General features: G+C 48.8%; 14 protein-coding genes. 8 read left to right on the top strand and 6 right to left on the bottom strand.

Annotated features, from left to right (window positions below; genetic code table 11):
* Positions 1–24: 24 nt before the first annotated feature.
* The 7 genes from BLU97_RS00310 (at position 25) to BLU97_RS00280 (ending at position 10589) form a co-directional block, all read left to right on the top strand.
* Positions 25–1719, top strand: a complete 1695-nt coding sequence (locus tag BLU97_RS00310) for a BACON domain-containing protein (protein WP_074759747.1) — start codon at positions 25–27, stop codon at positions 1717–1719.
* A 179-nt stretch (positions 1720–1898) separates the two neighbouring features.
* On the top strand, positions 1899–2849 hold the full coding sequence (locus tag BLU97_RS00305) for a DNA/RNA non-specific endonuclease (RefSeq protein ID WP_074759746.1): 951 nt from the start codon (positions 1899–1901) through the stop codon (positions 2847–2849).
* A 163-nt stretch (positions 2850–3012) separates the two neighbouring features.
* Positions 3013–6333 (top strand): TonB-dependent receptor domain-containing protein, encoded by a 3321-nt coding sequence (locus BLU97_RS00300; RefSeq protein WP_074759745.1) that lies wholly within the window; start codon positions 3013–3015, stop codon positions 6331–6333.
* Positions 6334–6507: 174 nt separating this feature from the next.
* Complete coding sequence (locus BLU97_RS00295; protein ID WP_074759744.1) at positions 6508–8049, top strand: glycine--tRNA ligase; 1542 nt, start codon at positions 6508–6510, stop codon at positions 8047–8049.
* Positions 8050–8052: 3 nt separating this feature from the next.
* The gene (locus BLU97_RS00290) at positions 8053–8688 is read left to right on the top strand and encodes an FKBP-type peptidyl-prolyl cis-trans isomerase (RefSeq protein WP_074759743.1); all 636 of its coding nucleotides are present in this window, start codon (positions 8053–8055) and stop codon (positions 8686–8688) included.
* Between the two features lie 42 nt (positions 8689–8730).
* Entirely contained in the window at positions 8731–9567 is an 837-nt protein-coding gene (locus BLU97_RS00285) for an AAA family ATPase (protein ID WP_028907841.1), read from the top strand.
* Positions 9564–10589, top strand: a complete 1026-nt coding sequence (locus tag BLU97_RS00280) for a DUF4435 domain-containing protein (RefSeq protein WP_074759742.1) — start codon at positions 9564–9566, stop codon at positions 10587–10589. The genes BLU97_RS00285 and BLU97_RS00280 overlap by 4 nt, the downstream gene beginning before the upstream one ends.
* On the opposite strand, the gene BLU97_RS00275 is transcribed toward BLU97_RS00280, so the two are convergent.
* The 5 genes from BLU97_RS00275 to BLU97_RS00255 all read right to left on the bottom strand — a co-directional run bounded on the left by BLU97_RS00275 (position 10572) and on the right by BLU97_RS00255 (position 16859).
* Entirely contained in the window at positions 10572–11525 is a 954-nt protein-coding gene (locus BLU97_RS00275; RefSeq protein WP_074759741.1) for a type I phosphomannose isomerase catalytic subunit, read from the bottom strand. The two genes, BLU97_RS00280 and BLU97_RS00275, sit on opposite strands and share 18 nt — an antisense overlap.
* An 18-nt stretch (positions 11526–11543) precedes the next feature.
* Positions 11544–13001 (bottom strand): TrkH family potassium uptake protein, encoded by a 1458-nt coding sequence (locus BLU97_RS00270; RefSeq protein WP_074759740.1) that lies wholly within the window; start codon positions 12999–13001, stop codon positions 11544–11546.
* Positions 12995–14350: a Trk system potassium transporter TrkA gene (gene trkA / locus BLU97_RS00265; RefSeq protein WP_074759739.1), complete on the bottom strand. Its 1356-nt coding sequence runs from the start codon at positions 14348–14350 to the stop codon at positions 12995–12997. Before trkA ends, BLU97_RS00270 begins: the two co-directional genes overlap by 7 nt.
* On the bottom strand, positions 14347–16257 hold the full coding sequence (dxs, locus tag BLU97_RS00260; RefSeq protein ID WP_139208667.1) for a 1-deoxy-D-xylulose-5-phosphate synthase: 1911 nt from the start codon (positions 16255–16257) through the stop codon (positions 14347–14349). The genes trkA and dxs overlap by 4 nt, the downstream gene beginning before the upstream one ends.
* Before the next feature lie 65 nt (positions 16258–16322).
* Positions 16323–16859 carry a DUF4294 domain-containing protein gene (locus BLU97_RS00255; protein ID WP_013064610.1) on the bottom strand — a complete coding sequence of 179 codons (537 nt, stop codon included), beginning with the start codon at positions 16857–16859 and terminating at the stop codon, positions 16323–16325.
* 211 nt (positions 16860–17070) lie between these two features.
* On the opposite strand from BLU97_RS00255, the gene BLU97_RS00250 reads away from it, so the two are divergent.
* Positions 17071–18918, top strand: a complete 1848-nt coding sequence (locus BLU97_RS00250; protein ID WP_074759738.1) for a hypothetical protein — start codon at positions 17071–17073, stop codon at positions 18916–18918.
* Here the strand turns inward: BLU97_RS00250 and BLU97_RS00245 are convergent.
* On the bottom strand, positions 18897–20039 hold the full coding sequence (locus tag BLU97_RS00245) for a glycosyltransferase family 4 protein (protein ID WP_074759737.1): 1143 nt from the start codon (positions 20037–20039) through the stop codon (positions 18897–18899). The two genes, BLU97_RS00250 and BLU97_RS00245, sit on opposite strands and share 22 nt — an antisense overlap.
* Positions 20040–20046 lie beyond the last annotated feature (7 nt).

Genomic DNA, 20046 nt, shown 5'->3' with positions numbered 1-20046 from the left:
TTAGGAATTGCCTTGTCGGCGTTCATGTTTGTTGCATGTACTTCTGACAATGATCCGCTGGGCACACTCGAGAATATCCAGATTGATCAGACATTTGTGACGATCCCAACATCTGGAGGCGATGTGACAGTGACTATCAAGTCGGCCGACGATTGGTCGTTTGATGATGTCTTTGAGGTTGATAAGGTGAAATGCCCACTTCCTGCTTGGTTGACAGCAACTGCTACTTCGGGTTCTGCTGGTGAAACCAAAGTTACTTTTCATGCAGACTTTATTGATGGTGGTCGTGAGGCTGCAATTCAGATTTCTGCAGGTGGTAAGAAGCAGTTTTTGACTGTACGTCAGGGATCGCTTGTTGCTTCACAAGCTACTTGTGCAGAGATTATTGCTGGTGTAGATGGTAAAAACTATCGAGTAACAGGTACATGTACTAGTATATACAACTATCAGTATGGTAACTGGTATCTTAATGATGGTACTGGCGAAATACAAATTTATGGTACTGCCGACAAGAATGGAAAGTTGGCTAATAAGCCTATTGATGGTACAGATGGTTGGAAGTTCGAACCAGGTGATGTTATCACTGTTGAAGGACCAAGAAAACTCTATGGCTCGACCGTTGAGCTGCTTGACGTAACTGTTGTAAAAGTTGTTAAGTCTATGCTCAAGCTTCTTGTTAGTGAGTCAACCATTACACCTGATGCTCAGGAAGTAGAGGTTAAGGTTGCTTACAAGGGTAGTGGTGCATATGCTAATATACCTGATAATGCTAAGTCTTGGGTCACATACCTTGAGACAAAGTATATTGCAGGTGTACCTACTATCTTTGAGAAGAATCCTGCTGATACTGCAGTTGTAAAGTTTGCAGTGTCTGCTAACAATGGCGCAACTCGTGCAGCTGCAATTGAATTCTCTTCTTCAAGCAGTACTGGTAGCACTACAATGCCATTCACTCTGACTCAAAACGGTATGGCTAAGGGCGATGGTACAGCAAGCGATCCTTTCAATGTTGTTGCGCTTACAGATTTCGCAAATAAACTTGCTCAGGGTGAGACTGCAGATAAGAATGTTTATGTAAAGGGTAAGATCTCACAGATTGATAGTGAGTTTAGTTCTGCGTATGGTAATGCAACTTATTACATTTCCGATGACGGTACAACAAGTGGCCAGTTTGAGGTTTATCGTGGCCTCTTCATTGGTAATAAGAAATGGACTGCTGGTGACACACAGATTAAGATCGGCGATGAAGTCGTAATTTGTGGAACAGTTACAAATTATAAGGGAACCCTTGAGTTTGCATCAGGCAAGAGCTATATAGTTTCACTCAATGGTCAAACTGGTGGTGCAAAAGGAGATGGTTCTCTTGCAGATCCATTTAATATTGCTGGTGCCATAGCTGCTGTTAATAGCGGAGTAACTGGAAATGTATACGTTGAGGGTATTGTTTCAAAGATTGTTGATGGCGGTGAGTTCAGCTCTAAATATGGTAATGGTACATTCTGGATTTCAGATGATGGCGCATTCTATAACAATTCTGCGATGGATTTTGAGGCATATCGTGTTCTTTGGCTTGGTAACAAGAAGTGGGCAGAAGGCGATGCCCAGGTAGCTGTTGGTGACAAGGTCGTGCTTTGTGGTGAGCTTACAAAGTATAAGAATACATATGAGACTAACCAGAATAAAGCATATGTATACTCGATAAATGGTAAGACAGAGTAATATTCGCTAAGTATTGAATATTATTATGTAATATATGGTGAACTCCTGACATCAAAGAGGTGCCAGGGGTTTTCTTTTGGTGAAAAATCGTAAAATTACATATTAAATTCGTATGTTGGCTTGGTGCTTTCATGTATTTTGACTACTTTTGCAGACAAGAACAATAAAATGATATAATAATGAAACAACTCTTTTTTTTATTCTCGTTAGCTCTGTTGACATCATGCGGTGGCGGTGGTGGTAGTGATGAACCAACTCCAAATCCACCAACTCCAACCCCAACAGTTGTTAATGCAAACAAGAACGATGCTTCTACTAATGCATATCTTGCTCGTTTGGAAATGCCAAAGACAAAATCTGGCAGTAAGGTTGTAACTCACTCAACAGAAAAGTATGGAGTAACTTTCTCTTTGGAGTGGGATAGTAAACTGCAGGCTACTCGTTGGGTATGTTGGGAGATGGATGCTAGCAATAAAATGGAGACATATAGTCGTCCAGATGAAGATCCTTGGGCATACGATCCTAATGTAGAAGAAAGCGAACAGCAGGCTACATATAGTGAATTAAGCAACAGTTTTTTTCCAGGATACGATCCTAGTGTACACAAAGCATCAGATTTCCTTTATCAAAAAGGTCATATTTGTGCATCTCAAGATCGCATCTATGACAAAGACGCAAATACCCAGACTTTCTATATGACCAATATATATCCTATGGTAGGTAATTTTAATGGAAAGCTTTGGTCAAAGATGGAAAAGCAGGTTCGTACTTGGGGAAAGAACCTCGGGGCTAATGATACGCTTTTCATTGTTAAAGGTGGCACTATTGATAAGGAAGAACTGATTCTTGATAGAACAAAGGAGTACAAAGGACATGGTCCGCATATTGTGCCAAAGTACTTCTTCATGGCACTCTATGCCAAGACTTCTTCTGGTCAGCGCATGTTGGGTTTCTGGGCCGAGCACCTGAATGAAGACAAATCGGGCGATGCACTCAAAAGTTATGTAGTAAGCATCGACGAATTGGAGGAAAAGACAGGTATTGATTTCTTCTGCAATCTCTCTGATACCCTTGAGGAACAGTTAGAATCCAAAAAAGCAGCCGACATCATTTCTGCTTGGGGCCTTTAAGCTACTTTTTGAAAAGTACTTAGATTTCAATTGAAAAGTACCTGGAACGCAAATGTTTTCTAGGTACTTTTCAATTTTTGTGGTTTTTATGTTATAAAAACTTGCATCCTATTGTTTTATTTTGTATCTTTGCCCCGTAAGTGGAACAAAATTAACTGGTTGGATGATGAAAAGACTTTCTACATTACTATTTGTACTTTTGACAATCTCGCTTTCTGTTATGGCTCAGGTTACTACATCTGGTATTACAGGTGTGGTGATGGCTGATGGCGAAGAGGCTATCGGTGCTACCGTTACAGCCAAACATGTGCCTTCGGGCTCTATCTATCGTGGTGTTACCAATATCGATGGACACTACACGATTACAGGCATGAAGGCGGGCGGACCTTACGAGGTTGAGATATCGTATATCGGTTTCCAGACATCGCGTTTTACCGATATCCAGTTAGCGCTGGGTCAGAATGCTGTGGTTGATGCCACGCTGAGCGAGGGCTCAGAGATGATTCAGGAGATTGTGGTAACAGCTAAGGCCAACAACACTATGCGTAGCGACCGTAGTGGTGCTGTAACCAGCCTGAACGCTAACCAGATGGCTGCTGTGCCTAATATCGGCCGTTCGATGCTGGATATCATGAAGATGACGCCACAATCGAGTTCGGCCAGCGGTATGGCGATTGGTGGCGGAAACTACCGTCAGTCGTATGTCACCATCGATGGTGCCTCGTTCAACGATTCGTTCGGAATGGAACCCAGTCCGCTGCCTGGTGGCGGCACTCCCATCTCGCTCGAGGCACTCGATCAGATGACCGTTTCGGTTACGCCTTACGATGTGCGTCAGAGTGGTTTTACTGGCGGTGGTGTGAATGCGGTTACCAAGAGTGGTACCAACACCTTTAAGGGTATGGCCTATACTTTCCTGACCAGTTCCGACCTGAAGGGTAAGAAGATTCGTAACGACCGGTTGCCCGTATCCAAGGGGCATAACAGTACCTTTGGCTTGAGCTTTGGCGGACCGATTATCAAGGATAAGCTCTTCTTCTTCCTTAACGGCGAGTACGAGGATAATGTGACGGCTGGACCTGCCGTGATGGCTTATAACCGTAGCGACCAACCCTATTCGGCCACGAATCGTCGCCCCAAGTTGGCTGAGCTCGAGAGTCTGTCTACCTACATGCAGAACGCTTATGGTATTACCACAGGTCCTTGGCAGAATTATAACCTGAAAACGCCTGCCTACCGCATTCTGGCCCGTATCGACTGGAACATCAACGACGATCATAAGTTTAACGTGCGCTTCACCAAGTCGAACCGTAAGGAGGCTAATCCCGCTTCGGCATCGCGTAGTATCGGTAGCAATCGCACCTCTATTATATATGGTGGCAACCAGAACTCGTATGGCGGTAATACCGATTACGGTATGTCGTCGCTCTCAAGTCGTTATATGACCGAGTTCCGCTTCACTTCGGTGGCTGCCGAGCTCAATAGCAAGTTCGGTAAGCTGCATAACACCCTGCGTGGCACCTATTCGTATCAGGACCAGCCCCGTAGCAATGAGTATGGTGTTGGTGTGCCTGTGGTTGAGATTGTGATGAGCGATGGTCAGGGCCATTATCCTTACTGGGCACTTACCGGCGATTTGTTTACTTACGGCAATGTGGCCAAGACTAAGACTACCGTGATTACCGACGAAATCAATATCCAGTTGGGTAAGCACAACCTGTTTGGCGGTTTGCAGTACGAGCATAATTGGGCGGCTAACGGCTATGCCCAGGCTGGTGCTGGCTATTATGCCTTCCTGGCAAGCCAGAACGAGATAGATAAGGCCATCGTAAACAACGACTGGGGGCCGATTTTTGCTGTAGATCACACCCGCCTGTTTGGTATCACCTATGGCAATGGCGAAAACCACGATCATTTTGTGGCTAAGATGAGCACCAACCAGTGGTCGCTCTATCTGCAGGATAACATGAGCTTGAGCGATCGTTTCCGCATGTCGCTTGGTCTGCGTTTCGAACTGCCCTCTTATCCCAGTCTGAAGGATAATTTCAACGAGGCGTATTATAAGATTAGCTTTGGCGGCGAGCATTTCCGCACCGATAACGTGCCAAATGCCAGCATCTCGGTATCGCCGCGTGTGGGCTTCAACTGGGATATCACCGGCAATCGCAACCTTATTTTGCGTGGTGGTTCGGGCCTCTTCATCGGTCGTCTGCCGTTTGTTTGGCTCATCTCGGCTGTAGGCAACTCAGGTATGGGACAAACCTCGTATATCGCCTCGCAAACCAAGGGTATTATTCCTACCTTTACCACCAGTCAGCAGGATATGCTGCAGCAGATAGGTGCTCAGAGCAAGATTTCGGTGCCCAGCAGCGCCACTATCCTGAGCGATAACCTGCGCATGCCTAAAACGTGGAAAACCTCGTTGGCACTCGATGCCAAGCTGCCTGGCGATATCGACTTTACCATCGAGGGTATCTATAACCGCGATATCAACCCCGTAGTAGTGGCCAATCGCGACATCTACTGGGATGGCACTTCTACTATCGACTTAGGTCACGGCGATGTGCGCCATAAGATGTCGTATTACGACCCCAACTCATCTGCTTACGTGCTTGAGAATGCAGGTCATAAGGCCTACTATATGTCGCTCAGCGCCCAGTTGCGTAAGAAGTTCGACTTTGGTCTTGATCTCTCGGCCAGCTACACCATCTCAAGGGCTAAGACCTATACCGATGGTATCGGCAACCAGGTGGCATCGGCCTATAACAACTACCGCAACTCGGTTAATGCCGTTAATGATAATGAGCTGGGCTATGCCACCTATGTGGCTCCTAACCGCTTGCTGCTCTCGGCCAGCTACACACTCAACGAGGGAAAGAATAACACCTCGCACTTCTCGCTGGTTTACGATGGCTACCAGTATGGTTTCCTTACCGAGTATGCCTTCAGCCGTTACAGCTATATCTTCTCGGCCAATGTTAACAGCGATGCCTTGGCGCCTGCCAACCTGATTTATGTGCCCGCCTCGCGCCAGGAACTCGACAGTTGGAACTTTGCCGAGAGTACCTACGGTGCCAATCATCAGGTATATACTGCCCAGATGCAGCGCGACGATTTCTGGGCCTATATCCAGCAGGACGATTATCTGAAGCATCGCACCGGTAAGTATGCCGAGCGTGGTGGCGCTAAGATGCCTTGGCACCATCAGATCGACTTTAAGTTCGAGCATGATATGAGTCTCCTCTGCGGTAAAACCAAGCACACCCTGCAGTTAGGTGTCGATATCCTTAACCTGCCCAATTTCCTTAACAAGAAGTGGGGACTTTACAAGCAGGTTACCGAAACGGCGCTGCTCTCTTATAGCAAGGGGCAATACACCTATAACACCGTTAATGGCGAGCGCCATCTGCACACCTATTCTGATTTCCTCGGTCTGCAGTCAACATATCAGATTATGTTTACTATTCGTTATCTGTTTAATTAATAGAGATTAATCCTCGCCAAAAGGCGGGGATTTTCTCTGATTTTTTGTTAATTATCCATTTTCGATTATCAATTATCAATTAATTTGTGTAACTTTGCAGCCAAATACTTTAAAAGGTACAAGAGTAAAAAAGTAAAAAGGTAAAAAAGTAAAAAAATAAAATAATCAAAAGAGATGGCACAAGAAGATGTATTTAAGAAGATCGTGAGCCACTGTAAGGAGTATGGCTTTGTATTCCCCTCAAGTGAGATTTACGATGGTTTAGGAGCCGTTTACGATTACGGTCAGAACGGTGTAGAGTTGAAGAATAACATTAAGCAGTATTGGTGGAAGGCTATGACGATGCTTCATGAGAACATCGTTGGTATCGATAGTGCCATCTTTATGCACCCCACCATTTGGAAGGCATCAGGTCACGTGGATGCTTTCAATGATCCTTTGATCGATAACCGTGACTCTAAGAAGCGCTATCGTGCTGACGTACTGATCGAGGATCAGATTGCCAAGTACGACGAGAAGATCCAGAAGGAGGTAGAGAAGGCTCGCAAGCGTTTTGGCGACAGCTTCGACGAGGCAAAGTATATGGAAACCAGCGAGCGCGTAAAGGAGACTAAGGAGAAGCGCGACAATCTGCACGCCCGTTATGCCGAGGCTATGCAGGGACCAGACCTGGAGGCTCTGAAGCAGATTATCCTCGACGAGGAGATCGTTGATCCTATCAGCGGTACCAAGAACTGGACCGACGTTCGTCAGTTCAACCTCATGTTCGCTACCGAGATGGGTGCCAGCGCCGATGCTTCGATGAAGGTTTACCTGCGTCCTGAGACTGCTCAGGGTATCTTCGTAAACTACCTGAACGTGCAGAAGACCGGTCGTATGAAGATTCCTTTCGGTATCGCTCAGATTGGTAAGGCTTTCCGTAACGAGATTGTAGCCCGTCAGTTCATCTTCCGTATGCGTGAGTTCGAGCAGATGGAGATGCAGTTCTTTGTAGCTCCTGGTACTGAGCTCGAGTGGTTCCCCAAGTGGAAGGAAACCCGTATGAAGTGGCACCAGGCTCTGGGCTTCGGTGCAGAGAACTATCGTTTCCACGACCACGATAAGCTGGCTCACTATGCTAATGCAGCTACCGATATCGAGTTCAAGATGCCATTCGGCTTCAAGGAGGTTGAGGGTATCCACTCTCGTACCAACTTCGACCTGAGCCAGCACGAGAAGTTCTCTGGTAAGAGCATCAAGTACTTCGATCCTCAGACCAACGAGAGCTATACGCCATACGTTATCGAGACTTCTATCGGTGTCGATCGTATGTTCCTGAGCATCATGTGCCACGCTTTCGAGGAGGAAAAACTCGAGAACGGCGAGACTCGTACCGTACTCAAGTTGCCTGCAGCCCTCGCACCAGTTAAGTGTGCTGTTATGCCTCTGGTTAAGAAGGATGGTCTGCCCGAGAAGGCACGCGAGATTATCGACCAGCTCAAGTTCCACTTCAACTGTCAGTACGACGAGAAGGATTCTATCGGTAAGCGTTATCGCCGTCAGGATGCCATTGGTACTCCTTACTGCGTAACAGTCGATCACGACACCCTCACCGATGGTAAGGTAACTTTGCGTTTCCGCGACACCATGGAGCAGGAGCGTGTAAACATCAGCGATCTTAACGCTATCATCGAGGATAAGGTAAGCATCGCCAGTCTGCTTAAGAAGCTTCAGTAAACAATGAAGAATTTAAAATACATATGGCTCGCTTTGATACTGTTCCCACTTGGGGGAATGGTATCATCGTGCACCGAAGATGAGAGCGAGGAGGGTGAGTTCGACAACTGGAAACAGAAGAACGAGACCTACTTTAATCAGGTAGTTTCTAATCCAAACTACAAGAAAATCCTGACCTACACAAAGGATACCACAAATCCCAGTATTACCGATGCCGACTACATCTACGTAGATGTTCTGGAGGAGGGTAGTGGCACCGAAACAGCACTTTTCACCGACTCGGTGTTCTATACCTATCGCGGTAGATTGATTCCATCAAAGACGTACGAGAAGGGTTATGTGTTCGATCAGTCGTTCCTGGGCGATTTCGATTGGTCAAAGTCAGCTATGCTCAAGGCATGCGTAAGCTGGAATAAAGTAACCACAACATCGGGCACAACCACGAGTTTGTTCACCGAGGGTTTCTGCACAGCCCTGCAGCACATGAAGAAAGGCGACCATTGGCTGGTTTATATCCCCTATCAGCTTGCTTATGGCGAAACTACTTCATCGTCTATTCCTGGTTACAGCACGCTGGTGTTCGAAATAGCTGTTGCTGATGTGTGGCACCCAGGCGAAACACGCCCTGCTTTCAAGTAGCACTAAGAATAACAAAAACTTCTTTTATAAAATCCATTGCCTATGCCTAAATACGCCGATTACATCAAGCGCATCGAGATCGACTCGCTTTGGAGCGGGAAGAAACATATTGTGTGGGAGCTTAACCGTCAGGTTAACATCCTGAGTGGTACTAATGGTCAGGGCAAAAGTACCATCCTGAATAAGGTGGTAAAGGGTTTGATTGCAGGTGGCGAGTTCCCCTCGCACATGCTCAAGGGCGTTCACTTGGATGTGGTACCCGAGGATGCCAAGTGGATTCGTTATGATATGATCCGTTCGCTCGATACCAACCTGCAGCAGGCATTGGCCGAGGGCGAGGGATTCCTCCGTCAGGCTTTTTCGGCATTGGCTGGTGTTGGTGGCGGTTCGCTGCTCGATATCCAGCTCTACAACCTGCAGCGCAAGTACCTTGATTATCAGGTAAACATAGGCAATCGCATTATCGAAAAACTGCAGAGCGGCGATACCGATGCCGCTCAGCAGCTTTCACAAAAAAAGTCACGTTTCCAGGACATTGTCGATGAGCTGTTCCGCGAAACGGGCAAGAAAATTATCCGTACCGAGAACGAACTGCGCTTCACCCAGATAGGCGAGGTGTTGTTGCCCTATCAGCTGTCGAGTGGCGAAAAGCAGATGCTGATAATCCTGCTCACCGTGCTGGTAGAGGATAACCAGCCTTACGTGCTGTTTATGGACGAACCCGAGGTGTCGCTCCATCTCGAATGGCAGAAGCGTTTGGTCGATCTCTGTGTCGAGCTTAATCCTAACGTACAGATTATTCTTACCACCCATTCGCCCGCCATCGTTATGAATGGTTGGGTTGATGCCGTTACCGAAGTAAGCGATATTACGGTATGAGTTATCGCCTGAAGGATAATCTGAATAGCAAGTATTTCGAGGCGGCCAATGCGCTCACCTCTAAAAAGGCGCGACGTAGGATAGTGGCCTATGTCGAGAGCTACGATGATATCTACTTCTGGCGCACCGTTCTCAGTGAGTTCGAGAACGATAAACGCTACTTCGAGGTGATGCTGCCCTCAAAAATCAATCTCACTCGTGGCAAAAAGTCAGTTCTCATGAATTTTTTGGAGGAAGGAGGAAGGAGTATGGAGGATGGAGATATCCTGGGGCGCGATATGATTGCCTGCGTAGATGCCGATTACGACTATCTGATACAGGGCCGCACTCGCCAGTCGCAGCGCATCTTGAACAGTCCGTATGTGTTCCACACCTACGTGTATGCCATCGAGAATTTTCAGTGTTACGCCCCTTCGCTGCATAATGTATGCGTGTCGGTAACACTCAACGATCATCGCATCTTCGATTTCCGCGATTACTTCCAGCAGTTTTCCGAGGCTATCTTCCCATTGTTTGTATGGAGTGTGATGGTGTATCGCAATGGCAATTACTCTCGGTTCTCTATCACCGACTTCTGTCGTATTGCCGATCCTGGCGGTTTCAGTGTGCAGAATCCCGTTGCCTCTATCAACAACGTGAAGCGTAAGGTGCGCACCAAAATCAACGATCTGCAGCGCCAGTTCCCCGATGCCAAGGAAGAGTATCTGCGTACTAAGGATGATATCCTAGCCTTAGGTGTAACGCCACAAACCACCTATCTTTATATACAGGGTCATCACTTGTTCGACACAGTTGTGTCGCCCATTCTGTCGAAGGTGTGCAATCTATTGCGTCAGGAGCGTCAGAATGAAATCTATCATGCTTCTGCCCACAGAACGCAGAAGCGAAACGAAATGTCCTGCTACGAAAACTCGCTGCAGGACATTAAAACGATGCTTAAGAAAAACACGGGCTACATGAGTTGCGAACAATTCCAACGCCTGCAGTCCGATATTCGTTCTTATTTAGACGAAGGTCTCTAAGAACTTAACCGTTCCCTCTACTTTTACTTCACCGGTAGTGGCGGGCAGTAGGATGGTGTCGCCCATGCGGAAGGTTGTCTCCTGGCCGTTGGCTTTGATGGTGCCCTCGCCCTTTACGGCTATCAGGATTACAAACGAGTCAAGCTCTGTGTAATCGAGTGTCATAGGCTCAGTCAGGTCGTAAACCGCTGTGGTAAAATAGGGGCATGTAGCCACCTGTACGCCCTCGTTCTTGGTGCGCTCGTACTCGGCACGATAGTTGGGCAGCACGGTGTAGTCGATGCTCTCAGCCGCCAGTTCGGTGTGCAGCTCGCGGTAGTTGCCGTTCTTGTCCTTACGCTTAAAGTCGTAAATGCGGTAGGTCACATCGCTTGTCTGTTGTATCTCAGCCACAAAGCAACCGGCACCAATGGCATGTATGCGACCAGCTGGAATAAAGAATACGTCGCCCTCGTTCACTTCGTAGCGTGCCAGCGCATCCGTAATCGTATCGTTCTCAACCATCTGCTTGTACTGCTCAGGTGTAATCTGCTGTTTCAGTCCGTTGTACAGCTGTGCACCTGGGGCACTCTCAAGGGCATACCACATCTCGGTTTTGCCGCGTGTCTTACCCTGTCGGTGGGCAATCTCATCGGTAGGGTGTACCTGTATGCTCAGGTCCTGACGGGCATCGATAAACTTAATCAGCAGGGGAAACTCGTCGCCAAAGCGCTCGTAGTTCTCCTGGCCCACCAGCTTACCTTTCAGCTCGCGTACCAGTTGGTTCAGGCTCTTGCCTTTGTACTCACCCTCGCTTACGATGGTCTCGTTGTCCTTTACACCCGAAATCTCCCAGCTCTCGCCAACGCTTTCGAGCGTCTCATTTAAATGCTTAAAGGGGATAATCTTATCGCCTCCCCAAAGTGTCTGCTTCAGCAGTGGTTCAAATTTAATCATAGCTATATTAGTGTTAGTTTAATTCTCTTTCCAGAAGGTACGTGTAAACAGTACCAGCACCGTCATAATCTCCAGTCGTCCCATCAGCATCAACGGACACAGAATCCACTTGATGTATTCGGGCAGTATCGACCACGACATCACCGGTCCAATCTGCGTGCCTAAGGTTGGTCCTACGTTGCTCACACAGCTAAGGGCTATGGTAATGGCGTTGGTGTTATCAATGCCAGCCACAATCATAATAGTGGCCGTTACTAATGTCATCAGCATGGTAAGTGTGAAAAAGGCAAACAGCGCCACCAGTTTTGATTGTGGAATACTCATGCCGTTAATCTTTACGGGCAGCACAGCATTGGGGTGCAGTATCTGGCGGAAGTTATTACGTACCACTTTTAGCAGCATCACGCCTCTGATACACTTAAAGCCACCGCTAGTACTACCAGCACAGGCACCTAAGTACATTACCACACCCAATATCACCCAGGTGATATGTGGCCAGGTACCCGCATCCTCGTTAAACATACCCGTGGTGGTGATAAACGATACCACCTGGAACAATGCGGCACGGAAGGCATGTTCTAAGTCGTAGCCCATACGTGTCAGCAGCAGGTACATAATCCACAGTGTTGCACCTATCACCACGCTTACGTACAGCTTGAATTCCGAGTTGGTAAGCAGCGCCTTCAGTCGCATTTTTACAATGCTTAAATATAATAAGGTGAAGTTGATGCCCGACAGGAATTGGAATGTAATCGAGATATAGTCGATGGTAGGCGAGTGGAAGTACTCCGTGCTCTCGTTGTGTATCGCAAAGCCGCCCGTTGCTGTAGTGGTCATGGCGTAGTTCAGTGCCTCAAACCAGTCCATGCCCGCAGCGCAGTACGATAATACGCAGGCCAGCGTTAGTATCAGGTAGATACTCCAAATCCACTTGGCAGTGGTTGTTAGTCGTGGGTGCATCTTGGCCTTGATGGGGCCTGTAGCCTCGGCGGCAAACACCTTTACGCTACCACCCACCAGCGATGGCAGGATGGCGATGGTAAAGAATACTATTCCTAAGCCGCCAATCCACTGGGTGAGCGATCGCCAGAATAATATGCCGTGTGGCAGTATCTCCACATCGTCGATAATCGAGGCGCCCGTAGTGGTAAAGCCCGATGTTGATTCAAAAAAAGCGTCGGTAATGTTGGTAATACAGCCGTGGGTCAGAAACGGAAACATGCCGAATACCGAGAACACTAGCCAGGCGGCCGTTACCAGCAGGTAGGCGTCTCTACGGTTCAGACTGTTGTCTGCGTTACGCCCCAGGTACATAAACGTAAAACCGCTGCCAAAGGTTATCAGCAGCGATATCAGGAATGCCATCAGGTCGTCCTCGTGATACGAGAAAGCCACCAGTGCACATAGCGACATGAACAATGCCTCTATGAGCAGCAGCGAGCCTATGATTTTACTGATGATACGGAAGTTTACCATATCGCATTCTTCTTGAAGTACTTTTCTATGTTGTTCAGTTTCTGTTCATGACAGAACACCATCACCGAGTCACCCGCCTCAATCTGCGAGTTACCGTTCACCAGCATACCGTGGCCGTTTCGTACCAGTCCGCCGATAGTTACGCCAAATGGCAGTCCTAAGTCCTTTACCGGTTTCTTGGTTACCTTCGAACCCTCGGCAGCCGTAAACTCTGCCACCTCGCTATCCACCATCATCAGCGATCGCAGGTTGTTTACGTCGGCATCCAGCAGCATCTGGTAGATATGGCTGGCGGCGATGGTCTTCTTATTGATAATCGTACCGATATCCAGACTTTCGGCCATGCTCACGTAGTCCAGGTTCTCCACCATCGCTACTGTTTTGCGCACGCCCATCTTCTTGGCTGTCAAACAAGCCAGAATGTTCGTCTCAGCATTCTCGGTCAGCGCCACAAAGGCCTGTGTATTTCTGATGCCCTCCTCTTCCAGCAGTCCCAAGTCGCGTCCGTCGCCGTGTATCACCATCGTGTCCTGGTTCTCCAGCAGCTCGTTCAGCTTCTCGCAGCGCTTGGCATCCTTCTCAATAATCTTCACGTGCATGTAGTCGGGTGTGGTCAGCGCCGCACGTACGGTAGTTTTGCCACCGCCCATCATAATCACGTTCTTTACGTCGGTATAGTGTTCCTTACCTACTATCTTGCGTATGTAAGGTATATACTCCTTGGTAGTCATAAAGTAGGCCAGGTCGCCCACTCTTAGTTCGTCCATACCGCTTGGTATAATCGTGTCGCCTCCGCGCTTAATGGCCACAATGTGGTACGGGTCGTCGGGGCCGCACAGATCCTTCAGCGGCTGGTTCAGTATCTCGGCCTGCTCTCTCAGCTTGATACCCAGCATGGTTAGTGCACCATCGTGTACATCCCAACGCTGGCGCACCCACGATAGCTTTAAGCCGTTGTTGATATCAATGGCCGCCAGTACCTCGGGGTAAATCAGCGAGTCAAGTCCTAAGTTCTTAAAAAAGGGTTGTAAGCTGGGTGCCAGATACTCGTAGTTATCAATACGTGCTACGGTTTTCTTGGCGCCCAAGGCGTGTGCCAGTATGCAGGCATTAATGTTCGTGCTCTCCTCGGGGGTTACGCCCACAAACAGGTCGGCGTTAGGCACACCGGCCTCTTTCAGGGCTCTGATGCTGGTTGGCGATGCACAATACGTCATCACGTCGTACTCGCTCATTTTAGCCAGTCGTTCCTCGTCGTCATCAATCAGAATGCAGTCCTGATGTTCTCTCGACAGCAATTTTGACAGGTGAGTACCAACGGCGCCTGCACCTACTATCACAATCTTCATGCCTCCAAAATAGCTTTTTTAATGCCTTCCTCGTCAATACCAACAATGTGCTGCAGCTCCTTTACGGTGCCGTGCTCCACAAAGTTGTCGGGCAGTCCAAGTCGGGTTACCTTTGGTGCGTAGCCATGATCGTTCATCCACTCCAGCACTGCGCTACCCAGTCCGCCTTGGCGTACTCCGTTTTCAACGGTAATCACACGCTTAAACTTCTTGCCTACCTCTTTCAGAATGTCCTCGTCGATAGGCTTCAGGAACCTCATGTCATAATGGGCAATTGATAGTTGACAATTGGTAGTTGACAGTTGTTCTATCGCTCTGGTGACATTATTGCCAATGGGGCCAATGCTCAGCACAGCTACATCGTTACCGTCCTTCAGTTTACGTCCGGTACCCACCTTTATCTCCTCCAATGGGCATCGCCAGTCCTGTAGCTCGCCGCCACCGCGTGGATAACGGATGACGAACGGACCCTTGTCTGGTAGCTGGGCGGTGTACATCAGTCGGCGTAGCTCGTGCTCATCCAGTGGCGAGCATATCGTCATGTTTGGTATTGGGCGCAGGGCTGCCAAGTCAAAGGCACCATGGTGTGTAGCACCATCCTCGCCCACCAGTCCCGAGCGGTCAAAGCAGAATACCACGTTCAGGTTCAGCAGTGCCACGTCGTGTATAATATTGTCGAATGCACGCTGTGCAAAGGCACTGTAGATATTGCAGAAGGGCAGCAGTCCGTCCTTGGCCATACCGCCGCTGAATGTCACGGCGTGTCCCTCGGCTATACCCACGTCAAACGTGCGTTCGGGCATCTCTTTCATCATGATATTCATCGAGCAGCCACTAGGCATGGCTGGTGTCACACCTACTATCTTGGGGTTCTGCTTAGCCAGTTCTAGCAGCGTGTGGCCGAATACATCCTGGTATTTCTGTGGCTTGGTGGGGTCGTTGTCCACCAGGCGCTCACCAGTATCGGGGTTAAACTTGCCCGGTGCGTGCCATACCGTTACATCCTTCTCGGCAGGTGCATAGCCATGTCCTTTCTTGGTGTGCAGGTGCAGCAGTTTGGGACCTGTCATATTCTTTAGCTGACTCAGTATGCGCACAAGTTCCTTCACGTTGTGACCGTCAAACGGACCGAAGTACTGTATGTTCATACCGTCGAAAATATTCTGTTGGTGGCTGATGGCGCTCTTCATGGCGTTTGTCAGTCGTATCAGGCCTTTCTTGCGGTCGTCGTTCAGCAGTCCGTGGCGATTAAACCAGCGTGCCGTTTTAAACTTTATGCAGTTATACGTCTCGTTGGTGCTCAGGTTCAGCAGATACTGCTTCATACCGCCAACACTGCGGTCGATACTCATGTTGTTATCGTTCAGGATGATCAGCAGGTTGTTGGGACTGCTCGATACGTTGTTCAGTCCCTCAAAAGCCAGTCCGCCGCTCAGTGCGCCGTCACCGATCACTGCCACCACATGGCGGTCGTGCTTGCCTTCCAGTTCTGCTGCTACGGCCATACCCAAAGCTGCCGATACCGAGTTGCTGGCGTGTCCGCAGGCAAAGGTATCGTATTCGCTCTCTTCGGGCGATGGGAAAGGTTTGATACCGCCCAACTTACGGTTAGTGCAGAATCGGTCCTTACGACCAGTCAGTATCTTATGACCGTAAGCCTGGTGTCCTACGTCCCAAACTATTCTGTCTTCAGGGGTATTATATACGTAATGCAATGCAACCGTAATTTCGGCCACACCCAAACTCGAGGCTAAGTGTCCAGGGTTCACTGCCACCTCTTCAATGATGTCACGTCGCAACTCGTCGCACACCTGTGGCAATTCATCCACCTTCAGTTTTCTCAAATCCTCTGGTGTCTGGATCTTATTTAAAAGAGTAAACTCAGTTTTTTCCACACAAAAAATCATTTATTTCGAGTGCAAAGATATACATTTATTATTAAACTGCAAAATTTATTAGCACTTTTCTTGCTTTAAATCTGCCCACTTTCCACCATCAACACCACGCGTTCGGTAAGTCGGTCCACGCCCTTTGCGTCGTACTCCTTTTTCAGACTGGCACCAAAGCCCCAGGCAAACACCTGCCAGAATCCTGCTCTCAGCGGACCCATAAAGGCTTTGATCATATCGTAGCTACTCGAGTGGCATTCTCGGTCAATCAGTTTTATCAGCAGCTTACCTTGACTGTAGGTCAGTTTTTTCATTTTGGGTTTGTAGGTTTTAAATATGTCGGCCTCTACGCGCTTCATGTGTTCCGCCTTTTCCTGGTCGGTTTGTAGTGTTTCCAGGTATTCGGTGGTTTCAATCAGCATCATGCGTGCCTCTTTGGCTATCGGCAACACTTTCTTCACGTTGTTCACCAGTCGCATGTACTGCTGGGCCTGTTTCTTGTTCTTAAAAGTCAGCTGTGGGTACACATACACATTGTTCATCTCCATGTATTGTATGCTGTCACCCTCGTGCAGCACCTTTCCCACCTTCACGGTTGGAACAAATGTAGGCGAGTCCATCTCCGCCAGCACCTGCTCGGCGGTTATCCGTTGTTCTTCCTGCGCTTGGGCGCAAGCAGCGCAACACAGCAATGCTATGATAAACCCTTTTCTCATTCTCGGGTGCAAAATTACTACTTTTTTGCTATGTAACGCATGTTTTAACACGAAAAAATAAGATTATTAGTAAATTTTTCCATACCTTTGCATCATCAAAAGATTCGCTAAATTAATGAAACTAAGATTATCATTACTACTCTTACTGCCATTTCTGGGCGTAAAAGCGCAGGAATCGCATGGATGGGAGACGTACTTAAATCAGGTGATGACGGTTGAGGATGCGGCATCGGAGGGGTGGCAGCAGACGTACGATCTGCTGAGCGACTTAGTGCAGCACCCCATAAATATTAATACCGCCACTCGCGAGCAGTTGGAGGGTATACCATTTTTGTCGGCACTACAGGTAGAAGAGCTGATGGCTTACCTGTACCGCTATGCACCGATGCGATCTACTGCCGAACTGCGTATGTTGACGCTGTTAACACCAGCCCAGCGCGAATTACTGAGTTATTGTGTTTATACCGGCGAAAGTGAACCTAAACGCTACTTACACCACGAACTGACCGCTACAGCCAAACTACCACTGAGCAACGGTCACTGGTTTCGTTATCAGCTGCAATATGGCGACCGCCTGAAGGCTGGATTGGTGGGCGATTTGGACGCAGACGAGCCCTTTATGAAGGATTGTAACCGATGGGGTTACGACTACTATGCACCGTATGTACAACTGAACCACTGGGGGCGCATAGAGACACTAGTATTAGGCTGCTACAGAGTGAGCATGGGCATGGGCCTGGTGATGAACAATAGCTTTAGCTTAGGCAAGATTGCTATGTTACAGAACTTGGGACGTAGCACAAACACCTTGCGGGCACATGCCTCAAGAACTGAGAATGCACTGCAAGGAGCAGGTATAACCTTAAAGCTGGGATGTGGTTGGCAGACCACAGCGTTTTTGGGTTATGTGCCAATGGATGCCACGCTGAACAAGGATGGTAGTGCACGTACGATACTAACCACTGGCTACCACCGTACGGAGGCCGAAATAGCTAAGAAACACAATATGCACGCCTTGAAAACGGGTGGTAGTCTGCGTTATACGGGACACGGACTGCACTTAGGACTTAACGGGCTTTATGTGCACTTGGACCGACCGCTGCAACCTAACACCAAACAGTTGTACAACCTGTATAAACCGCAGGGCAGCAGTTTTGTGAACATGAGCACGGACTACGGTTATACCAATAGTCGTTGGTCACTGAACGGTGAAACGGCTGTGGATGGGCACGGGCATATAGCCACCATCAACAGCGTGAGCGTGGCGATGGGGAGCAACCTGACGCTGATGGCACTACAGCGTTATTACCAATATCGCTACACTTCGCTGGATGCGCAGAGTTATAGCGACGGGGGCAGTGTGCAGGACGAAAGCGGCGTGTATGTGGGAGCTACCTGGCAGCCATCGACAAAATGGCAGGTAGCAGCTTATGCCGATTGGGCTTACTTTCCATGGGTAAGGTACAGACAGCAGGCAGGGACTTACACGATGGACTATCTGTTACAGACGACATACACCAGTAGCCGCTGGAAACTGAGCGGCAGGTACCGACTGAAAACAAAACAACATGAACATCGTACCAGATTGGTAGCTGAATACAACTGGGACTGTGGCTTAGGGCTGCGTACTCAGTTGGATGGCGACTACAGAGCGGAAGCAGGAACGGAGACGGGCGCCATGTTGAGCGAGAGTATGGCTTACACTTATAAGTGGCTGCGACTAAACGCGGGGGCGGGCTATTATCATACGGATGGTTATAACAGTCGGCTGTTTGTGTATGAGAACGGACCACTATATACCTATGCCATGCAGCAACTGTACGGCGAGGGCATACGTTATTGGTTGATGCTACGCGCTAACGCAGGACAACATTTGTTGCTGACTGCCAAGATGGGCGTAAACAACAACTTTGATCGTGCATCGAAAACGGATTTGATGGTTCAGCTGCGACTTAAAATCTGATGATAGAGCTGATAAACCTGGCCTGCGACATCGTTGCCTGCAAAACGTTGCACATAACCTTGGCTGCGCTGGATGCGTGCCTCGCGACTGTTGGCGCCATGCAGCGAACGGCGGATGGCATCGCCCATACCTGATACATCGCCTGGCGCCACATAGATGTTGTCGGGGCCGCCAGCCTCTTCGAGACATGAACCGCTGCAAGCCACTACAGGTAAACCGCAACGGATGGCCTCGATGATAGGTATGCCAAAGCCTTCGTAAACACTGGGGTAGACAAACACTTCGGCCATGGCGTAAAGAGCGGGCAGATGTTCGTCGGGCACACCATGCAGGATTCGTACACGTTGCTGCAATTGGTGGCGTTGTACGTAGGCCATGACCTTATGGGTATAATCCGTGGGGCGGCCGATGATGACTAGCGATACATCGGATGGTAGATAGGGCAGTGCCTGAACGGCCTGTAGTACGTTTTTACGTGCTTCGATAGAACCCACATTGAGGATGTAACGCTGGGGTAACTGGTAATGCTGGGCTACCTGTTGCAGCACAGCGGCATCGGTTTCGGCGCCGAAACGTTTGGCACAACTCTGGTAGATGAGCGAGATTTTCTCGGTAGGTACCTGCCCGTACTCGATGATATCGCGACGGGTACACTCGCTGATGGCAATGATATGGGTAGCCTCGCGCAGGGTGCGACGGAACTTCCAGGTGTAGAGTTTTACATCGATGGGATTGTAAAACTCGGGATGGCGCAGGAATATCAGATCGTGGATGGTAACCACGCTAGGGATGCCGCTCTGACTGATGCCAAGGGGGAGCTCGCCCGACAATCCATGATAGAGCTGGATGCCATCGTGCTTAAGATCGGCAACGATACCCTTGGTGCGCCAGTAAGCGTTGCCCAACGGCCATCGTTTGTTGGCAAACTTAAATGCTACATTGGGGCGCTCTATGATTTGGTTGCGCAGAGGGGCGCGACCGGCATCGGGGGCATAGAGGCTGAGTTGCAGGGGATATTGTGCCAGATCGTTAACCAACGTGCGGCCATAGGCGCCAAGGCCTGTGCCGTTGCGAACAATGCGCTTGGCATCGAAACCGATATGGAGGGGCGTGTTACTCATGATAATA

The sequence above is a fragment of the Xylanibacter ruminicola genome, from assembly GCF_900107775.1.
In the GTDB taxonomy this organism is placed as follows: Bacteria; Bacteroidota; Bacteroidia; order Bacteroidales; family Bacteroidaceae; genus Prevotella; species Prevotella ruminicola_C.
This window is presented reverse-complemented; position numbering and strand designations above follow the sequence as displayed.